The sequence below is a fragment of the Microbacterium sp. I2 genome (assembly GCF_051364985.1).
Lineage (GTDB): Bacteria > Actinomycetota > Actinomycetes > Actinomycetales > Microbacteriaceae > Microbacterium.
Map to the genome: position 1 here is coordinate 468,857 of NZ_JBLWIH010000001.1, position 15,753 is coordinate 484,609.

At 69.8% G+C, this 15,753-nt stretch carries 13 protein-coding genes; 4 read left to right on the top strand and 9 right to left on the bottom strand.

The annotated features are described in order from the left end of the window. Positions 1-193 precede the first annotated feature (193 nt). From tmk to ACLKM7_RS02200, 7 genes are all read right to left on the bottom strand, one after another. Complete coding sequence (tmk, locus tag ACLKM7_RS02170; RefSeq protein WP_436445374.1) at positions 194-847, bottom strand: dTMP kinase; 654 nt, start codon at positions 845-847, stop codon at positions 194-196. Beyond that, on the bottom strand, positions 844-3,582 hold the full coding sequence (topA, locus tag ACLKM7_RS02175) for a type I DNA topoisomerase (RefSeq protein ID WP_436445375.1): 2,739 nt from the start codon (positions 3,580-3,582) through the stop codon (positions 844-846). Before topA ends, tmk begins: the two co-directional genes overlap by 4 nt. 69 nt (positions 3,583-3,651) lie before the next feature. Beyond that, entirely contained in the window at positions 3,652-3,969 is a 318-nt protein-coding gene (locus ACLKM7_RS02180) for an Rv3654c family TadE-like protein (protein ID WP_436445376.1), read from the bottom strand. After that, positions 3,969-4,304 carry a TadE family type IV pilus minor pilin gene (locus tag ACLKM7_RS02185; RefSeq protein WP_436445377.1) on the bottom strand — a complete coding sequence of 112 codons (336 nt, stop codon included), beginning with the start codon at positions 4,302-4,304 and terminating at the stop codon, positions 3,969-3,971. Before ACLKM7_RS02185 ends, ACLKM7_RS02180 begins: the two co-directional genes overlap by 1 nt. Next, positions 4,301-4,537: a DUF4244 domain-containing protein gene (locus ACLKM7_RS02190; protein ID WP_436445378.1), complete on the bottom strand. Its 237-nt coding sequence runs from the start codon at positions 4,535-4,537 to the stop codon at positions 4,301-4,303. Before ACLKM7_RS02190 ends, ACLKM7_RS02185 begins: the two co-directional genes overlap by 4 nt. 102 nt (positions 4,538-4,639) lie before the next feature. Further along, on the bottom strand, positions 4,640-5,665 hold the full coding sequence (locus ACLKM7_RS02195; protein WP_436445379.1) for a type II secretion system F family protein: 1,026 nt from the start codon (positions 5,663-5,665) through the stop codon (positions 4,640-4,642). Beyond that, a complete protein-coding gene (locus tag ACLKM7_RS02200; RefSeq protein WP_436445380.1) occupies positions 5,650-6,798 on the bottom strand; it encodes a TadA family conjugal transfer-associated ATPase in 1,149 nt (382 codons plus the stop codon). Before ACLKM7_RS02200 ends, ACLKM7_RS02195 begins: the two co-directional genes overlap by 16 nt. Before the next feature lie 429 nt (positions 6,799-7,227). On the opposite strand from ACLKM7_RS02200, the gene acs reads away from it, so the two are divergent. Beyond that, positions 7,228-9,207 carry an acetate--CoA ligase gene (acs, locus tag ACLKM7_RS02205; RefSeq protein ID WP_436445381.1) on the top strand — a complete coding sequence of 660 codons (1,980 nt, stop codon included), beginning with the start codon at positions 7,228-7,230 and terminating at the stop codon, positions 9,205-9,207. A gap of 57 nt (positions 9,208-9,264) precedes the next feature. On the opposite strand, the gene ACLKM7_RS02210 is transcribed toward acs, so the two are convergent. Continuing rightward, positions 9,265-9,732, bottom strand: a complete 468-nt coding sequence (locus ACLKM7_RS02210; RefSeq protein ID WP_436445382.1) for a RidA family protein — start codon at positions 9,730-9,732, stop codon at positions 9,265-9,267. Between the two features lie 5 nt (positions 9,733-9,737). After that, complete coding sequence (locus tag ACLKM7_RS02215; protein WP_436445383.1) at positions 9,738-9,953, bottom strand: DUF4177 domain-containing protein; 216 nt, start codon at positions 9,951-9,953, stop codon at positions 9,738-9,740. Between the two features lie 132 nt (positions 9,954-10,085). On the opposite strand from ACLKM7_RS02215, the gene ACLKM7_RS02220 reads away from it, so the two are divergent. The 3 genes from ACLKM7_RS02220 (at position 10,086) to ACLKM7_RS02230 (ending at position 15,750) form a co-directional block, all read left to right on the top strand. Next, positions 10,086-12,872, top strand: a complete 2,787-nt coding sequence (locus ACLKM7_RS02220; RefSeq protein ID WP_436445384.1) for a transglycosylase domain-containing protein — start codon at positions 10,086-10,088, stop codon at positions 12,870-12,872. Beyond that, positions 12,872-13,813, top strand: a complete 942-nt coding sequence (locus ACLKM7_RS02225) for a metallophosphoesterase (RefSeq protein ID WP_436445385.1) — start codon at positions 12,872-12,874, stop codon at positions 13,811-13,813. The genes ACLKM7_RS02220 and ACLKM7_RS02225 overlap by 1 nt, the downstream gene beginning before the upstream one ends. Positions 13,814-13,917: 104 nt before the next feature. Beyond that, positions 13,918-15,750 carry a hypothetical protein gene (locus ACLKM7_RS02230; RefSeq protein WP_436445386.1) on the top strand — a complete coding sequence of 611 codons (1,833 nt, stop codon included), beginning with the start codon at positions 13,918-13,920 and terminating at the stop codon, positions 15,748-15,750. Positions 15,751-15,753 lie beyond the last annotated feature (3 nt).

Genomic DNA, 15,753 nt, shown 5'->3' on the forward strand with positions numbered 1-15,753 from the left:
TGCCGAGGGTTCGGCGCGTGCCGACGATCGGCGCCAGGACCGCCGTCGCTTCCCCCGGCCGCGAGCCGTCGCAAATGGCCGCTCGAACACCGCCGGAACGGCAATTCGCGACGGTTCGGCGCGTGTCCACGGTTCGGCGCGTGCCGAGGGTTCGGCGTGTACCGAGGGTTCGGCGCGTACGTGACGCGGGAGCTCAGGCGAGCAGGGCCGCTACCCGGTCCCGCACGGCGGCCGCGAGCTCGGCCGGAGCCTGGGCAGCGTCAAGCACGAGGAAACGCGCCGGCTCGGCCGCGGCGAGGGCCAGGAATTCCTCGCGCACGCGGGCGTGGAACGACTCCTTCTCGGCCTCGAGCCGGTCGAACGGCTTGTCGTCGGCGTCGAGGCGTGCGCGGGCGGTCACCGGGTCGAGGTCGAGCAGCACCGTCAGATCGGGCAGCAGCCCCTCGGTCGCCCACAGCGACAGCTGGCGGACCTCGTCTCGGCCCAGCACGCGCCCCGCGCCCTGGTACGCCACCGACGAGTCGAGGTAGCGGTCCTGGATCACGACGTCGCCGCGCGCGAGCGCGGGACGCACGACCGTCTCGATGTGGTGCGCGCGGTCCGCCGCGTAGAGCAGGGCCTCCGCGTGCGGCGACACCTCGCCGCGGTGGTGCAGCACGATGTCGCGGATCAGCACGCCCACCTCGGTGCCGCCCGGTTCGCGCGTGCGCACGACCGTGCGTCCGGCATCCGTCAGCCACGTCTCGAGCAGACTCGCCTGCGTCGTCTTGCCCACGCCGTCGCCGCCCTCGAACGTGACGAAGATCCCCGGACCTGGCCGATCGGATTGCGGGGCGGTCCCGGTCACTTCTTCGCCGCGGGTTTGCGGGCCGCGGTCTTGCGTGCGGGACGCTTGACCGGCCCCTTTGCGCGCTTGTCGGCCAGCAGCTGCACGGCCCGTTCGAAGGTGACCTCGGTCGCCTCTTCACCGCGCGGGATCGTGGCGTTGGTCTCGCCGTCGGTCACGTACGGGCCGAAGCGGCCGTCCTTCAGCTTGATCGGCTTGCCGCTGGTCGGGTCGTTCTCGAACTCCTTCAGCGCCGAGCTCGCGCCGCGCGCGCCGTACTTGGGCTGCGCGTAGATCGCGAGCGCCTCGTCGAGCGTGATGTCGAAGATCTGCTGCTCGCTCTGCAGCGTGCGCGAGTCCGTGCCCTTCTTGAGGTACGGACCGTAGCGGCCGTTCTGCGCTGTGATCTCGGCACCGGTCTCGGGGTCGGCGCCCACGACCCGCGGAAGGTCGAGCAGGCGCAGGGCCGTCTCGAGGTCGAGGGTGTCGACCGACATCGACTTGAACAGCGACGCGGTGCGGGGCTTCGGCGCGGCGGGCGCCTTCTTCGCGGCGCGCTTCTTCGGTGCGGCCGCCTCAGGCTCGGGCTCCACAGGCACGACTTCGCCGGTGGCCTCGTCGACCGCCTCTTCCGCGGGCGGATCCGTCTCTTGCACGTACGGTCCGAAGCGGCCGTCCTTGACGACCACGAGCTTGCCGTTGGCCGGGTTCTCGCCGAGAACCCGGTCGCCCGCGACGGGCGCGTCGATGAGCTCCTGCGCGCGCTCGGGGGTCAGTTCATCGGGAGCGAGGTCCTCGGGGATGTTGACGCGCCGCGGCTCCGCATCCGGATTCTCCTTGTCGGCCACCTCGAGGTACGGCCCGTACTTGCCGAAGCGCAGCGTCGCGACGTCGCCGATCGGGGTGGAGTTCAGCGCCCGCGCGTCGATCTCGCCGAGGTTGTCGACGATGTTGCGCAGGCCCACCTGCTGGTCGGAGCCGAAGTAGAACTCCTTGAGCCAGTCCTCGCGCTTCTGCTCGCCGCGGGCGATCGCGTCGAGGTCGTCCTCGAGAGCGGCGGTGAAGTCGTAGTCGACGAGGTCGGCGAAGTGCTGCTCGAGCAGTCGCACGACGCTGAACGCCAGCCAACTCGGGATGAGCGCCTGGCCTCGCTTCGTGACGTAGCCGCGGTTGAGGATCACGTCGATGATGCTCGCGAACGTCGACGGGCGTCCGATGCCCTTCTCTTCCAGCGCCTTGACCAGGCTCGCCTCGGTGTAACGCGGCTTGGGGCTCGTCGAGTGGCCCTTCGGCTCGACGTCCTTCAGGCGCAGCACGTCGCCGACCGCCATCGTCGGCAGCGACTGGTCGTCGGCCTTGTCGGAGTCGCCGCGCTTCTCGTCCCGGCCCTCTTCATACGCCTCGAGGAAGCCCTTGAACGTGTAGACGGTTCCGGAGGCCGTGAACTCGACGCGGCGGCCGCCCGCGTTCACCGCGAGGGTCACGGTGGTCGTCTCGTACTTGGCGTCCGACATCTGGCTGGCCATCGTGCGCTTCCAGATGAGGTCGTACAGGCGCAGCTCGTCGCGGTCGAGTTCGTTCGACACGTCGGCCGGGGTGCGGAAGGTCTCGCCGGACGGCCGGATCGCCTCGTGCGCCTCCTGCGCGTTCTTGCTGTTGTTGCGGTACGTGCGGGGGTTCGGCGGCACCGCCTTGTCGCCGTACATCGCGACGGCCTGCTCTCGGGCCGCGTGCACGGCCTGCGTGCTCAGCGCCGTCGAGTCGGTGCGCATATAGGTGATGAAGCCCTTCTCGTAGAGCCGCTGCGCCACGCTCATCGCGTGCTTCGCGCTCATCGAGAGCTTGCGTCCGGCCTCCTGCTGGAGCGTGGAGGTCGTGAACGGGGGCTTGGGGCTGCGCGTGCCGGGCTTGGATTCGAGCGCCGAGACGGATGCCTCGCCCGCAGCCTCGATGGCGGTCGCGAGTTCGCGCACCTGGGCCTCGTCGAGGACGAGCACGGCCTTCTTCAGCTCGCCGCGGTCGTCGAAGTCCGTGCCGCGGGCCAGGGATGCACCGTCGACTCGGGCCAGGCGGGTGGCGAAAGCCTCGTCGATGCCCTGCGGCCGGTTCGGGGCGGCGAGCGCCTCGATGTCCCAGTACGACGCTGAGACGAACGCCATGCGCTCGCGCTCACGGTCGACGACGAGCCGGGTGGCGGCGGACTGCACGCGGCCGGCCGACGTGCCCTGCTGCACCTTGAACCACAGGACGGGGCTCACGTCCCAGCCGTAGAGCCGGTCGAGGATGCGCCGGGTCTCCTGCGCGTCGACGAGAGCCAGATCGAGCTCGCGAGTGTTGCCGACGGCGGCCCGGATGGCGTCCTTGGTGATCTCGTGGAACACCATGCGCTTGACGGGCACCTTGGGCTTCAACGTCTGGAGAAGGTGCCACGCGATGGCCTCGCCCTCGCGGTCCTCATCCGTCGCGAGCAGGAGTTCGTCAGCGCCCTTGAGGGCGCGCTTGAGCTCGGCGACGGTCTTCTTGCCGCGCTCGCTCTCGACGTAGTAGGGGTCGAAGCCGTTCTCGATGTCGATCGAGTACTTCCCGTAGGCCTGCTTCTTGTCGGCCGGGATATCGCGCTTGTCCGCGAGATCGCGGATGTGGCCGACCGAGCTGAGCACCTCGTAGCCGTCGCCGAGATAGCCCTGGATCGACCTCATCTTCGTCGGGGACTCGACGATGACGAGCTTCTTGCCTTGTGACGCTGCCTTTGACACGTGGGGGCGTCCTTTCTTCGACGCAAACCATACACGTCGGTCGCCGGTGTGGTCGCTGTGAGACTGCGTTCACGACGGCGGCCCGGCCCGCGCCGACGCCGTCGCCTCGATCGGGCCGAGTCGGGTGACGACCGTGACCGTGGCGATGAGCCCTTCCACTTCGCACAACGCGATGCGGGCGCCGAACGTTCCCGCCAGCTCCGCCGCACGCTCGCACGGGGTGCCGGTCGAAGCGCCGGATGCGGTGTCGGCGGCGGCGAGCGCCGCGGCGTCGGCGGCTGAGGCGAGGCGCTGGCCGACGACCGCGGCTGATCCGGCCGCCGACAGACCGACTGTCAGCAGGGCGACGCCGGCGACGAGCCCGGCCGCGGCGACGACGCCCGCCATCACAGGCCCCCGGCCAGCGCGCACCCGTCGGCTGTGAGGCGCAATCCCAGGAGGGAGGGAGTGGATGCCGTCACGCAGACGAGGTCACCGCGCTCAGTGATCTCGGCCGTGGCTCCGGGGACGGCCGCCGAGACCGCAGCATGCACCCGCCCTGCCGGTTCGCCGCGCGCGCTCAGGCGCGCGGCATCTGCCACCGCATCCTGCAGGCGCACGTGTCGGGACCCGGCCGTAAGCGCCCCGACGCCCACCACCAGCACCAGCACGACCGCGGGCAGGGCGACCGCGAACTCGGCGACGACCGACCCGCGGTCGCCGCCCAGCCGCGGCCGCATCATGCCACCGTGAGGGCGCGGCGCACGAGGTCGGTGAGGATGCCGCGGACCTCATCGGAGCGCATGATCACGACGAGCAGCCCGGCGAAGGCCACAGCGGCCATCGTCGCGATCGCGTATTCGGCGGTGGCCGCTCCGGTGTCGTCGGGTCCGCCGGCGCGAGGCGTCGCGAACAGCTTGGCGGCGCGGCGGCGGGTGAGGCGCGGGAGCGAGGGGGGTCGGACGGGGTGGGACATGGGATCTCCATTCGGATCAGGGGCACGTGCGGGACGGCGGGTGTCTGTCCGCCGTGGTCTCGTGGGCTGGGTCAGGCCGGCGCGGCAGCGCTCGTACCGGCGTCATGAAGAAAGAGGTACGGCCGACATGACGCTGAGGAGCATCGGCGCAACGCCCAGCAGCAGGAACGCGGGGAGAGTGCACACACCGAGCGGGATCAGCAGGCGCGTCGACAACCGCGCGGCCCGAAGCCTGCCGTCGACCCGAGCCCGGTGCCGGGCGTGCGCTGCCGACGCTCGCAGCAGCTCGACGGCGGGGATGCCGGCCGACCGGGATAGCGCGAGCACATCGGCACCGCCGTCGCCGACGACCCCCGCCTGCCGCACGATGCTCGTCGCGCGGTCGATCGAGACACCGCTGCTCAGTGCGATCGCGAGCAGCTCGGCCTCCAGTCCGGGCACCGCGCCGTCGGCCCGCGCACGGCGGACCAGGCGCGAGCTCCACCGCTGCGCCGCGACGATCAGGGCGGCCCCGAGGAGAAGGCACACGATCCCGAGCGGCTGTCCGAGCAGCACGCCGAACGTGTCGAAGCCCAGCACGGCACCGAGGCCGACGGCCACGAGCGGCAGCCAACCCATGAGACGCGCGGTCGCGGCTGGCTCCGCGAGCGCCACCCGCACGTCGTCCGCGGCCTCCCGCGCATCGCGCAGCGCCGACGCGAGCCCGCGCAGGCTCTCGGCGAGCGGGGCGCCGACGGTGGTGGCCACGCGCCACGCCGCGGCGATATCGCGCCACGCTTCCGCGTCGCCCCGCGCGGCCGGCCGCTCACGACGCGGGAGCAGGCCTCCGAGAGGGATGAGGAGTCGCACCCCCGGGCGTCGGCCCGTGCCGGACGCCCCCGCCACGCGAGCGGCCGCGACTCCCGGATCCGCGGCCGCCGCGATCGCCGCAGCGAACGGCTTCCCGGCCGCCATCGCCTCGACCACGCGCCGAGCGCTTGCGTCGCCGGCATCCGCGAGATACTCCCATGCCCGCGCCGGCGCAATACCCGCCTGCAGCAGCACGGCGAGTCGTAGCACCGTCTCGGCGGCCAAGTTCCCCGCGGCGGCCGGGCGCCCCGCGGGCTCGCCCGTCACCGCGCGTCGCATGGCCGCTCCTCGATCGTGAGTCGGCCCCGCTGGTCTACGGAGGGCCTGCCGATGCCCGCGATCCGGCGCGAGCCGTCCGTCCGGCGCTCGACATGCAGCACGAGATCGATCGCGCTGGCGACCTGCCGTGCGAGGGCGAAGTCATCGAGGCCGGCGAGCGAACCCAATGCCTCCAGCCGCGCCGCCACGTCGCCGAGCCCGTTGGCGTGGACCGTGCCGGCGCCGCCGTCGTGGCCCGTGTTGAGCGCAGAGAGCAGCTCGCGCACCTCTTCGCCACGGCACTCCCCCACCACGAGCCGGTCCGGACGCATGCGCAGGGCTTCGCGCACGAGCCGCGCAAGTCCGACGCCGCCCGCGCCCTCGAGGTTCGGCTGACGTGCTTCGAGTCGCACGTGGTGCGGATGGTCGATCCGCAGCTCGGCGACGTCCTCGATCGTCACGATGCGCTCGTGCCGGGGCGCCTTTCCCAGCATCGCTGCCAGGAGCGTCGTCTTGCCCGCGCCGGCGGCACCCGACACCAGCAGGTTCGACCGGCGCGCGATCGCGTCGTCGAGGATCGCCCGGACGGCGCCGTCGAACATGCCGGTCGCCTGCAGATCGGCGAGCCCGGCGTCGGTCAGCCGCGGAACGCGGATCGAGATCGCCGTGCCACCGGCCGCGATCGGCGGCAGCACCGCGTGCACCCTGATCCCACCCTCCAGCCGGACGTCGACGCACGGCGACGCGTCGTCGATATGGCGCCCGCCGGCTCCGATGAGCGCAACGGCGAGATCGCGCACGTCGTCCTCGGTCGCACGCCACTCAGGGGCCGCTTGCGCTCCTGAGCCGCGATCGACGAAGAGTCCGGCCGATCCGTTGATGAAGAGGTCCGTGACTGCCCCGTCGTCCAGATATGGCGCCAGGGGAAGGAGCACCGGATGCCGGGGCACCGGAACGGCGGCGGGTGTCGCCATCCGGCTCGGGCGAGCATCGGGCTCCCGCTGCTCCGGAAGCCACGCCGTCGGCAGCCGAGCCGGAAGCGGGATCTCGCCCGGCAGCGCGTCGGCTCGGCGGACACCCGGCGGAATGGGTTCGCGGGCGTCTGTCCGTGCGACCGCATCCGGACGGGGCTGGACGACGAAGGGGGCGGACATGCTCCGACGCTAAGAGCGCGGCGCGAGGCGCGACATGCTGTCACCGCGATCCGTGGATGAACGCTTCGCAAGGTGCCCCTGTGGAGGAGCCGATGCACACTCGGGACCGCTCCCACAAAAGAAAGGCGGCATCCCATGGGGGGAATGGGATGCCGCCGTGCGCGGAACCCGATGTCGGGGGGTGATGTCGGGTACCGCAATGCCAGAATCGAATGTTCGGCCGGGGGACAGCATATGCGAGGCAGGTTCCCTCACAAAACAAAAATGAGCGAAAAGGAGAGGATTCTCACTGATATATCGCTCCAGTCGAACAACACGGCGCCACCTACTATCGGGGGTAGTGAGCCTGTCGGCGCCGTCGGTACATTTCGTGACAGACTCGCCGGCCACCCTCCGGCCCTCCGCCAGCCCGCAAAGGAGCGCGCTCAGATGAGCGACCAGACATCCAGCCAGATCGACCACCTCCTGAACGAGGACCGGCGTTTCGCGCCGCCGCCCGAGTTCGCCGCGAACGCGATCGCCACGGAGGAGCTGTATGCCGAGGCATCCGCTGATCGCGAAGGGTTCTGGGCGAAGCAGGCTCGAGCGCTCCACTGGCACAAGCCGTTCACCGAGGTGCTCGACTGGTCGAACCCGCCCTTCGCGCAGTGGTTCGCAGACGGCGAGCTGAACGTCGCGTTCAACTGCCTGGACCGCCACGTCGAGGCCGGCCACGGCGACCGCGTCGCCCTGCTGTGGGAGGGCGAGCCCGGCGACGAGCGCCGCGTCACCTACGCCGAGCTGACCGATGAGGTGAAGCGGCTGGCGAACGTGCTGCAGGGGCTGGGCATCGGCGAGGGAGACCGCGTCGCGATCTATATGCCGATGATCCCCGAGGCCGTCGCCGCGATGCTGGCCGTCGTGCGCATCGGGGCGATCCACTCGGTCGTGTTCGGTGGATTCTCGGCCGACAGCCTGCGCGCGCGCATCGACGACGCCGGCGCCAAGCTCGTCATCACTGCGGACGGCGGCTACCGCAAGGGCAAGGTCTCGCCGCTCAAGCCCGCCGTCGATATGGCTCTGGGCGATCGCAACGGCTCCGGCGTGCAAGAGACCGTCGAGCACGTGCTCGTCGTCAAGCGCGGCGAGAACGAGGTCGACTGGACGGACGGCCGCGACCTCTGGTGGCACGACGTCGTGCCGCAGGCCTCGGCCGATCATGAGGCGAAGGCCTTCCCCGCCGAGAACCCGCTGTTCATCCTCTACACGTCCGGCACCACCGGAAAGCCCAAGGGAATCCTGCACACCACCGGCGGCTACCTGACCCAGTCGGCGTTCACGAACAAGATCGTGCACGACATCCACCCCGAGACCGACGTGTACTGGTGCACCGCCGACATCGGGTGGATCACCGGCCACACATATGTCACGTACGGTCCACTCGCCAACGGCGCCACGCAGGTGCTGTACGAGGGCACCCCCGACACCCCGCACCCGGGTCGCTGGTGGGAGATCGTCCAGAAGTACGGCGTCACCGTCCTCTACACCGCCCCGACGGCCATCCGCTCCTTCATGAAGATCGGCCGCTCGGTGCCGAAGCAGTTCGATCTGTCGTCGCTGCGGCTGCTCGGGTCGGTGGGCGAGCCCATCAACCCCGAGGCGTGGATGTGGTATCGCAAGGTGATCGGCGGCAAGACGGCTCCGATCGTCGACACGTGGTGGCAGACCGAGACCGGCGCGATCATGGTGTCGGCTCTGCCGGGCGTCACCGAGACCAAGCCGGGCTCGGCGCAGGTGCCGCTTCCGGGCATCTCGATCGACGTGGTCGACGAGGACGGCACGCACGTGGGCAGCGGCAACGGCGGTCTGCTGGTCGTCACCGAGCCGTGGCCGTCGATGCTGCGCGGCATCTGGGGCGACCCCGACCGCTTCGTCGAGACCTACTGGGACAAGTTCCGCACGCAGGGCTACTACTTCGCCGGCGACGGCGCGCGCCTCGACGACGACGGCGACGTGTGGTTCCTCGGCCGCGTAGACGACGTCATGAACGTGTCGGGACACCGGCTGTCGACGACCGAGATCGAGTCGGCGCTCGTCGCTCACGAAGCGACCGCCGAGGCCGCCGTGGTCGGCGCATCGGATGAGACCACCGGTCAGGCCGTCGTCGCCTTCGTCATCATCAAGCAGTCGTACCTGAACGAGAACTCCGCGGAAGGTCTCGCCAACACGCTGCGACTGTGGGTCGGCGAGCAGATCGGCCCGATCGCCCGCCCCCGCGACGTCTACATCGTCGGCGAACTGCCCAAGACCCGCTCCGGCAAGATCATGCGCCGCCTGCTGCGTGACGTCGCCGAGGGCCGCGAAGTCGGCGACACGACGACGCTAGCCGACACCGCCGTGATGAGCGTGATCTCGGCGCAGGTCAAGTAGAAGACGAGAGAGCGGATGCCGCGACCCCTGGGGCGCGGCATCCGCTCTCTTCGTGGTTCACGCGGTGGTGAAGACGACCTCGACTTCGACGGGGGCGTCGAGCGGCAGCACCGGCACGCCGACGGCCGACCTCGCGTGACGGCCCGCGTCGCCGAAGATCTCGCCCAGTACGTCGCTGGCGCCGTTGATCACGCCGGGCTGCCCCGTGAACTCGGGAACGGATGCCACGAACCCGGTCACCTTGAGCACGCCCGTGAGCCGGTCCACCCCGCCGGCGGCAGCTGCGGCCGCCGCGATGGCGTTGAGCGCGCACTGGCGCGCATAGTCCTTGGCGTCGCTCGCGGGCACCAGACCCTCGCCGTCGCCGACCTTGCCGGTGGCGGGCAGGGCACCCGAGACCATCGGCAGCTGTCCGGCCGTGTAGACGAGATCGCCGTGTGCCTTCGCGGGGACGTAGGCAGCCACGGGAGGCACGACATCAGGAAGACGGATGCCGAGCTCGGCCAGTCGCTCACTCACGCTCATGGTGATCAGCCCTCGCCGAACTGCTGCGCAGCCTGGGCTGCGGCATCCAGTCCCGCGTTCGCTTGCCCGCCGCCGGACGGACGCTTGAAGTACGCGACCAGCCCGCCCTCGGGGCCGGGCACGATCTGCACGAGCTCCCAGCCCTGCTTGCCCCAGTTGTTGAGGATCGCGGCGGTGTTGTGGATCAGCAAAGGCGTGGTGAGGTACTCCCACGTCGTCATCGAGACTCCTCGAGATGGGCTCGGATCGGCGTGGATCCTCGCGCGGAATAGGGCGGATGGAAGCTGAGAAACACCTTGGCGGGCGCACGTCCGTCAGGGAATCGCCCAGGTATCTCCCTTACGATCAAGCCTATGCCTGATAAGAATCGGACGGCTAGCGGTGTGCTCGGCGGTCTCGCCGGCCTCGTCGGCCTCAGCGCAGTCGCGGGTGTCCTCATCGCCGCGACGGTGACCCCCGCTGTCGCCATCACCGGCACCGCAGCCGAGCGGGCGATCACGATGTTCGACAATCTGCCCAGCGTGCTCGAGATCGAGAAGCTCATGCTTCCGACGACGCTGTGGACCATGAACCACGACACCGGTCAGTACGAGGAGTGGACGAAGTTCTACGACCAGAACCGGTCCCCCGTCGAGTTCGACCAGATCGCTCCCGTCGTCTACGACGCGATCCTCTCCAGTGAGGACCCCCGCTACTACCAGCACGGCGGTGTGGACCTCATCGGTACGACGCGCGCGGTGCTCTCGAACGTGCAGGGCGGCGGCGAGACCCAGGGTGGCTCGTCGATCAGTCAGCAGTACGTCAAGAACATCCTCATCCAGAAGTGTGAGCAGAACGCGGAGGCCGAGTACGAGGTCGACGACAAGGGCGAGCCCGTCCTGAACGAGAGCGGTGCGCCGGTAGAGAAGGTCAGCCGCGATCAGGCGCTGCTGGACTGCTGGACCGACGCGACGACCGCTGAGGGCACCGAGGGCATCCAGCGCAAGCTGCAGGAGATGCGTTACGCGATCTCGCTGGAGCAGAAGTACTCCAAGAACGACATCCTGCTCGGCTATCTGAACATCGCCAACTTCGGCGGCACGACATACGGCATCGACGCCGCGGCCCGTTACTACTTCGGCGTGTCGGCGGCGGAGCTGTCGGTGGCGCAGGCGGCGACGCTCGCAGGTATCGTGCAGAACCCGAACACGTACCGCATCGACAAGACCGGCGGCTCGATCTTCGGAGAGGACGGCACAGCATTCAACAAGGCCCCCGACGGCCTGATCGACGACGTGCGTGCGGGGCAGCTGGCCGGGCTGGACTCGATGCTCGAGGCCGGCAAGATCACGCAGGAGCAGTATCTTGCCGCCGCGGACGGGTACACCTCTACCAAGGGTCGTCAGCTCTACGTGCTGAGCCGCATGCTCGATGACGGCAAGATCACGCAGGAGCAGTACGACGCAGCGGTGATCGAGCCGATCACCCCCAACATCACGCAGCCGAAGACCGGTTGCGCGAACGCTGCGGGCGCGGAGTATTTCTGCCAGTACGTGCGTATGGTGCTCGAGAGGGATCCCGCCTTCGGCGAGACGTCGGATGAGCGCATCAAGAACCTGCGTCAGGGCGGTCTGAACGTCTACTTGACGCTGGATTGGCGCGTCCAGAACCCCGCCCGCGACAGCGTCGCCGAATGGGCACCCAGCTCGATTCCCGGAATGCAGTTCGGTGCAGCTGCGACGAGCGTCGAGGCCACGACGGGCCGCGTGCTCTCGATCGCGCAGAACACGGTCTTCAAGGACGGCGACAATGCCGGCGACCCCAACTATTCGAGCATCGTCTATGCCGGCGACCGGCAGTTCGGCGGATCCATCGGCTTCTCCGTTGGCTCGACGTTCAAGCTGTTCACGCTGATCGACTGGCTCGAGCAGGGCAAGTCGCTGAATGAGACCGTCAACGGCACAGTGCGCCCGCCGAAGCGGATGACGAATAGCTGCACCGGCGACTGGGTCAACCAGGACAACTGGAAGCCGAACAACTTCGGTAGCGGCAACGGCTACGTCGGAACGCCGATGCGCTTCACGCGTGAGTCACTGAACTCGGGCTTCATCGCGATGGCGACCCAGCTCGACCTCTGCGACATCGCCAACGTCGCCACGAAGATGGGCGTGACGAAGGGTACCGGCGAGCCGATCACGATGCCGAATGCGAACAACGTCATCGGTTCCGACGCGGTCTCGCCGCTCGCGATGGCCGGCGCCTACGCCACGGTCGCGAACAACGGCATCTACTGTCAGCCGCAAGTGATCGACAAGGTCACCGACTCCGAGGGGACGGAGCTGCCCAAGCCGCAACGCGCGTGCACGCAGGTGCTCGACCCCGCAGTCGCGGCGACCGCGGCCACAGCCCTGCAGGGTGTGATGAACAACGGCGGCACGGGAAGCAGTGCGCGCCCGCGCGACGGTGTACCCGTGCTCGGAAAGACGGGAACGCACGAGTACTGGCAGACGTGGATGGTCGAGTCGAGCACCAAGGTCGCCACCGCGGTCTGGGTCGGCAACTCCAACGGATCCGTCCGCCTCGACCGCACCTACACTGACCGCAGACGAGCCAACGACCTCCGCTACCCCATCGCCCAGCAGATCCAGGCGGCCGCGAACGCCGTCTACGGCGGCGATCGATTCCCGGATGCCGACGCCAACCTCACGCGTCAGGTGGCCGTCGATCTGCCCAACGTGGTCGGTATGCCGGTCGACCAGGCGTCTCAGACCCTGTCTGATAACGGCTTTGATGTCGTCGTCGGCGCGCCGGTGGACTCGGATCAGGCCGAAGGTCTCGTGGCCGCGCAGAGTCCCGGCGCCGGGAAGGTCGCGGGCGGCACGGCGGTGACGATCAACCCCAGCAACGGGCAGGGCATGGCCGTTCCCAATGTCGGCGGGCAGTCGCTCGAGGACGCCAAGCGCGCCCTGCGCAGCGCCGGGTTCGGGAACGTCACCGACGGCACCTGCACGCCGGATGCAGCCACAGCTCAACCACGCGCGACGGGCACGAGCCCGGCAGCCGGAACCGTCGTGAACCGCAACTCCGCCATCACCGTGGATTACGCCTCTGCGAACTGCGGTGGGGGCGGCGGCCGCGGCAACAACGGCAACGACGACTAGTGCCGCCCCGAGCATCCGGCGGCTCACGCACCGCCCTCACCGCGCTCGGCGCGGTGGGGGCGATCGGCGCCGCCGCGGCGATCTGGGGCATCGGCATCGAGCGCTACCTGTTCACCGTGCGCTTCCACGAGGTGCCGGTGCTTCCGGCCGGCTCCGCGCCCATCCGCGTCCTGCATCTCTCCGACGCGCACATGGCGCCGTGGCAGCGCCGCAAGCAGCGATGGATCGCGGCACTCGCCGAGCTCCAGCCCGACCTCGTAGTGAACACGGGCGACAACCTCGGTCACGCCGAGGGACTGCGCGGCCTGCGCGCGGCGTTCGACCCGCTGCGGGGCGTCCCCGGGGTCTTCGTTCATGGCTCGAACGACCACACGGCTCCGTCGCCCCGTAATCCGCTCAAGTACTTCATGGGCCCCTCGAATGTCAGGCCGACCACAGAGCCGCTCGACGCCGACGCGCTCGACGGCTACCTCCGGGATGAGCTCGGCTGGATCGACCTCAACAACGCGGTGGGTACGGTGGATGCCGGCGGCCTGCGCATCCACGGGTTCGGTGTCAGCGACGCGCACTGCGACTGGGATCGACTCGAAGTCCTCCCAGAACTCGTCGAAGGCATGCGCAACGACCGCACGGCGGACCTCACAATCGGCGTCACGCATGCGCCCTATCGGCGCGTTCTCGATGCGTTCACGGACCTCGGCGCGGACGCCATCTTCGGCGGCCACACACATGGCGGGCAGGTGCGCGTGCCGGGCTTCGGCGCGCTCGTCGCCAACTGCGACATCCCCCTGCGGCAGGCACGTGGCCTCAGCACGTGGACGCATTCCGCACGCACGGTGCCGCTGAACGTCAGCGCGGGTCTCGGGCACTCGATCTACGCGCCAGTGCGCTTCGCGTGCCGGCCCGAGGCATCCCTCCTCACCCTCACCGCCCGCGAATAGGGCCGACCCGCGTCCGCTCCTCCCCAGGAGCGGTTTCGCGCGCGCCGTCCACAGATCGCTCGCATCGCTCTTGGTGGGTTGTCGGCGGCGGTCAGGATCGAGCCGTGCCGATCCGACAAGCCACTCCCCTGCATCCGCTCCACCGCCGTGTTCTCGCGCTGCTGACGACGCTCACCGCCCTGCTCGCTGTGCTCATCGGCGGAGTCGTGGTGGCAGCGCCGGCGCACGCGGCGACCCAGGGAGCCGGGTTCGGCACGTGGGCGCCGATCTCGAGATACGGCTGGCACGGCTCGATGCTCGTCGACGGCGTGCACACCTACTGCATCACGCCGGGCGCGCCTGCGCCGACCGGCGCAAGCACAGATCACGGCATCAGCGGTTCCGCAGCCGGTCTGAGCCCTGAACAGCTCACACGCATCAATCTTCTCGTCACGAAGTACGGCCAGACCTCCGACCCCGTCCAAGCGGCAGCGGTCGGGTGGGCGGTGAAAGCGATCGCGAACTGGGATGAGACGCTCCACGCGTTCGGCTACCCCGGCGACTCCCTGGCGGGTGCGATCCACTGGACCTTCTCGGCCTTGGCACCCGAACACAGTCGCGCCGTGCAGGAACGGGCCGTCGCCTACTACGACGAAGCGATCCACACCACTGCCGGCGTCGCCGCCGCGAGCGGAACTGTCGCTTTCACTACGGATGCCGCGAACCACCGCTCCGGCACGGTCAGGGTCGACGCGACCACGGCGGCCAATGGATCGTTGACCCTCACCGGCGCGGTCTTCGCCGACACGGGCGCACCGACCCGCGAAGGGGTGACGGCCGGCACGGAGTACGCGATCACGACCCAGCCGACCACGCTGGGCCGCCCCTACACCGTGAGTGCGACGGGCCGATTCTCGGCGGGCCATGCCGCCGCCGTCCGCCATTTCACGACGCCCGGCGGACAAGACACGGCCGGTCCGGCGGGGTTACTCGAGTTCGAGGTGGCCGGAGCGGACGCCGCGCCCCGCGTCCCCCCGTTCGCTCCCGCCATCTCGACACGCGTCCCGAGCCGCTACGTGCCCGGCGGGGCCTACGTCGACGAGGTGACCTTCGCGCTCGCCTCGGGAGAATGGCCGCGAGACGACGACGGCTCATTCCTGTCCGTCGCGGCGAGCGCGACCGTGTACCGCACGGATGCTGAGCCGGTGCCGGGCCAGCCGATCGCGCCGGACGGCGAGCCGATCGGCGAGCTTTCTCTCGTGACGGATGCCGCAACCGGCCCGAACGCGCCGTACACGGTGACCTCCACGTGGGACATGGCGGATCCCGGCTTCTACACGGCGGTATGGACGATCAGGGGTGCGGACCAATCGCCTGAGGTGTCAGCGCACACCGGGGCGGACTATGTGTGGGCCGAGGGGTTCGGCGTGCGCAGCCAGGTCGCCGTCGTCCCTGCGATCACGACGACGGCGCAGGCCACGGCAACGACGGGCGGCACGATCACCGACACCATCGACGTCGCCGGTGGCGTGCCCGCGGACGGCCTCCAGGTCACCGCGGCGCTCTACCGCGCCGTCGACGGCATCGCGGCGGCCGACACCTGCGTGCCCGAGAACCTGGTGTGGCAGAGCGAGCCGATCGCAGTGACGGCCATCGGGCGCTACACGGTGACTTCGCCCCCGATCGACCTCCCCGGCACGTACTACTGGCAGGAGCACGCGGTCGATGCGACGGGCGCCTCGGTCCACACCGGCATCTGCGGGATCGAGAACGAGACCTCGCGGCTCGCCGCGCCCCCGGCATCCCCGACCGCCTCACCACCGGCTCTCGCGGCCACCGGAGCGAGCATCGACGCGCTCCGCGGCCCGGCGGGCATCGCGATCGGCCTCCTCACGGCGGGGGCATCGCTCCTCGCGACGAGGCGATCCCGGTTCGGAGTACGCCCCAGCATCAGGTAGACT

What these genes read in the sequence shown, in the direction of transcription:
- ACLKM7_RS02180 (WP_436445376.1), bottom strand. Translation starts at nt 3,969, where the DNA reads ATGGCGGGCGTCGTCGCCGCGGCCGGGCTCGTCGCCGGCGTCGCCCTG.
- ACLKM7_RS02185 (WP_436445377.1), bottom strand. Translation starts at nt 4,304, where the DNA reads ATGATGCGGCCGCGGCTGGGCGGCGACCGCGGGTCGGTCGTCGCCGAG.
- ACLKM7_RS02190 (WP_436445378.1), bottom strand. Translation starts at nt 4,537, where the DNA reads ATGTCCCACCCCGTCCGACCCCCCTCGCTCCCGCGCCTCACCCGCCGC.
- ACLKM7_RS02195 (WP_436445379.1), bottom strand. Translation starts at nt 5,665, where the DNA reads ATGCGACGCGCGGTGACGGGCGAGCCCGCGGGGCGCCCGGCCGCCGCG.
- ACLKM7_RS02200 (WP_436445380.1), bottom strand. Translation starts at nt 6,798, where the DNA reads ATGTCCGCCCCCTTCGTCGTCCAGCCCCGTCCGGATGCGGTCGCACGG.
- acs (WP_436445381.1), top strand. Translation starts at nt 7,228, where the DNA reads ATGAGCGACCAGACATCCAGCCAGATCGACCACCTCCTGAACGAGGAC.
- ACLKM7_RS02210 (WP_436445382.1), bottom strand. Translation starts at nt 9,732, where the DNA reads ATGAGCGTGAGTGAGCGACTGGCCGAGCTCGGCATCCGTCTTCCTGAT.
- ACLKM7_RS02215 (WP_436445383.1), bottom strand. Translation starts at nt 9,953, where the DNA reads ATGACGACGTGGGAGTACCTCACCACGCCTTTGCTGATCCACAACACC.
- ACLKM7_RS02220 (WP_436445384.1), top strand. Translation starts at nt 10,086, where the DNA reads ATGCCTGATAAGAATCGGACGGCTAGCGGTGTGCTCGGCGGTCTCGCC.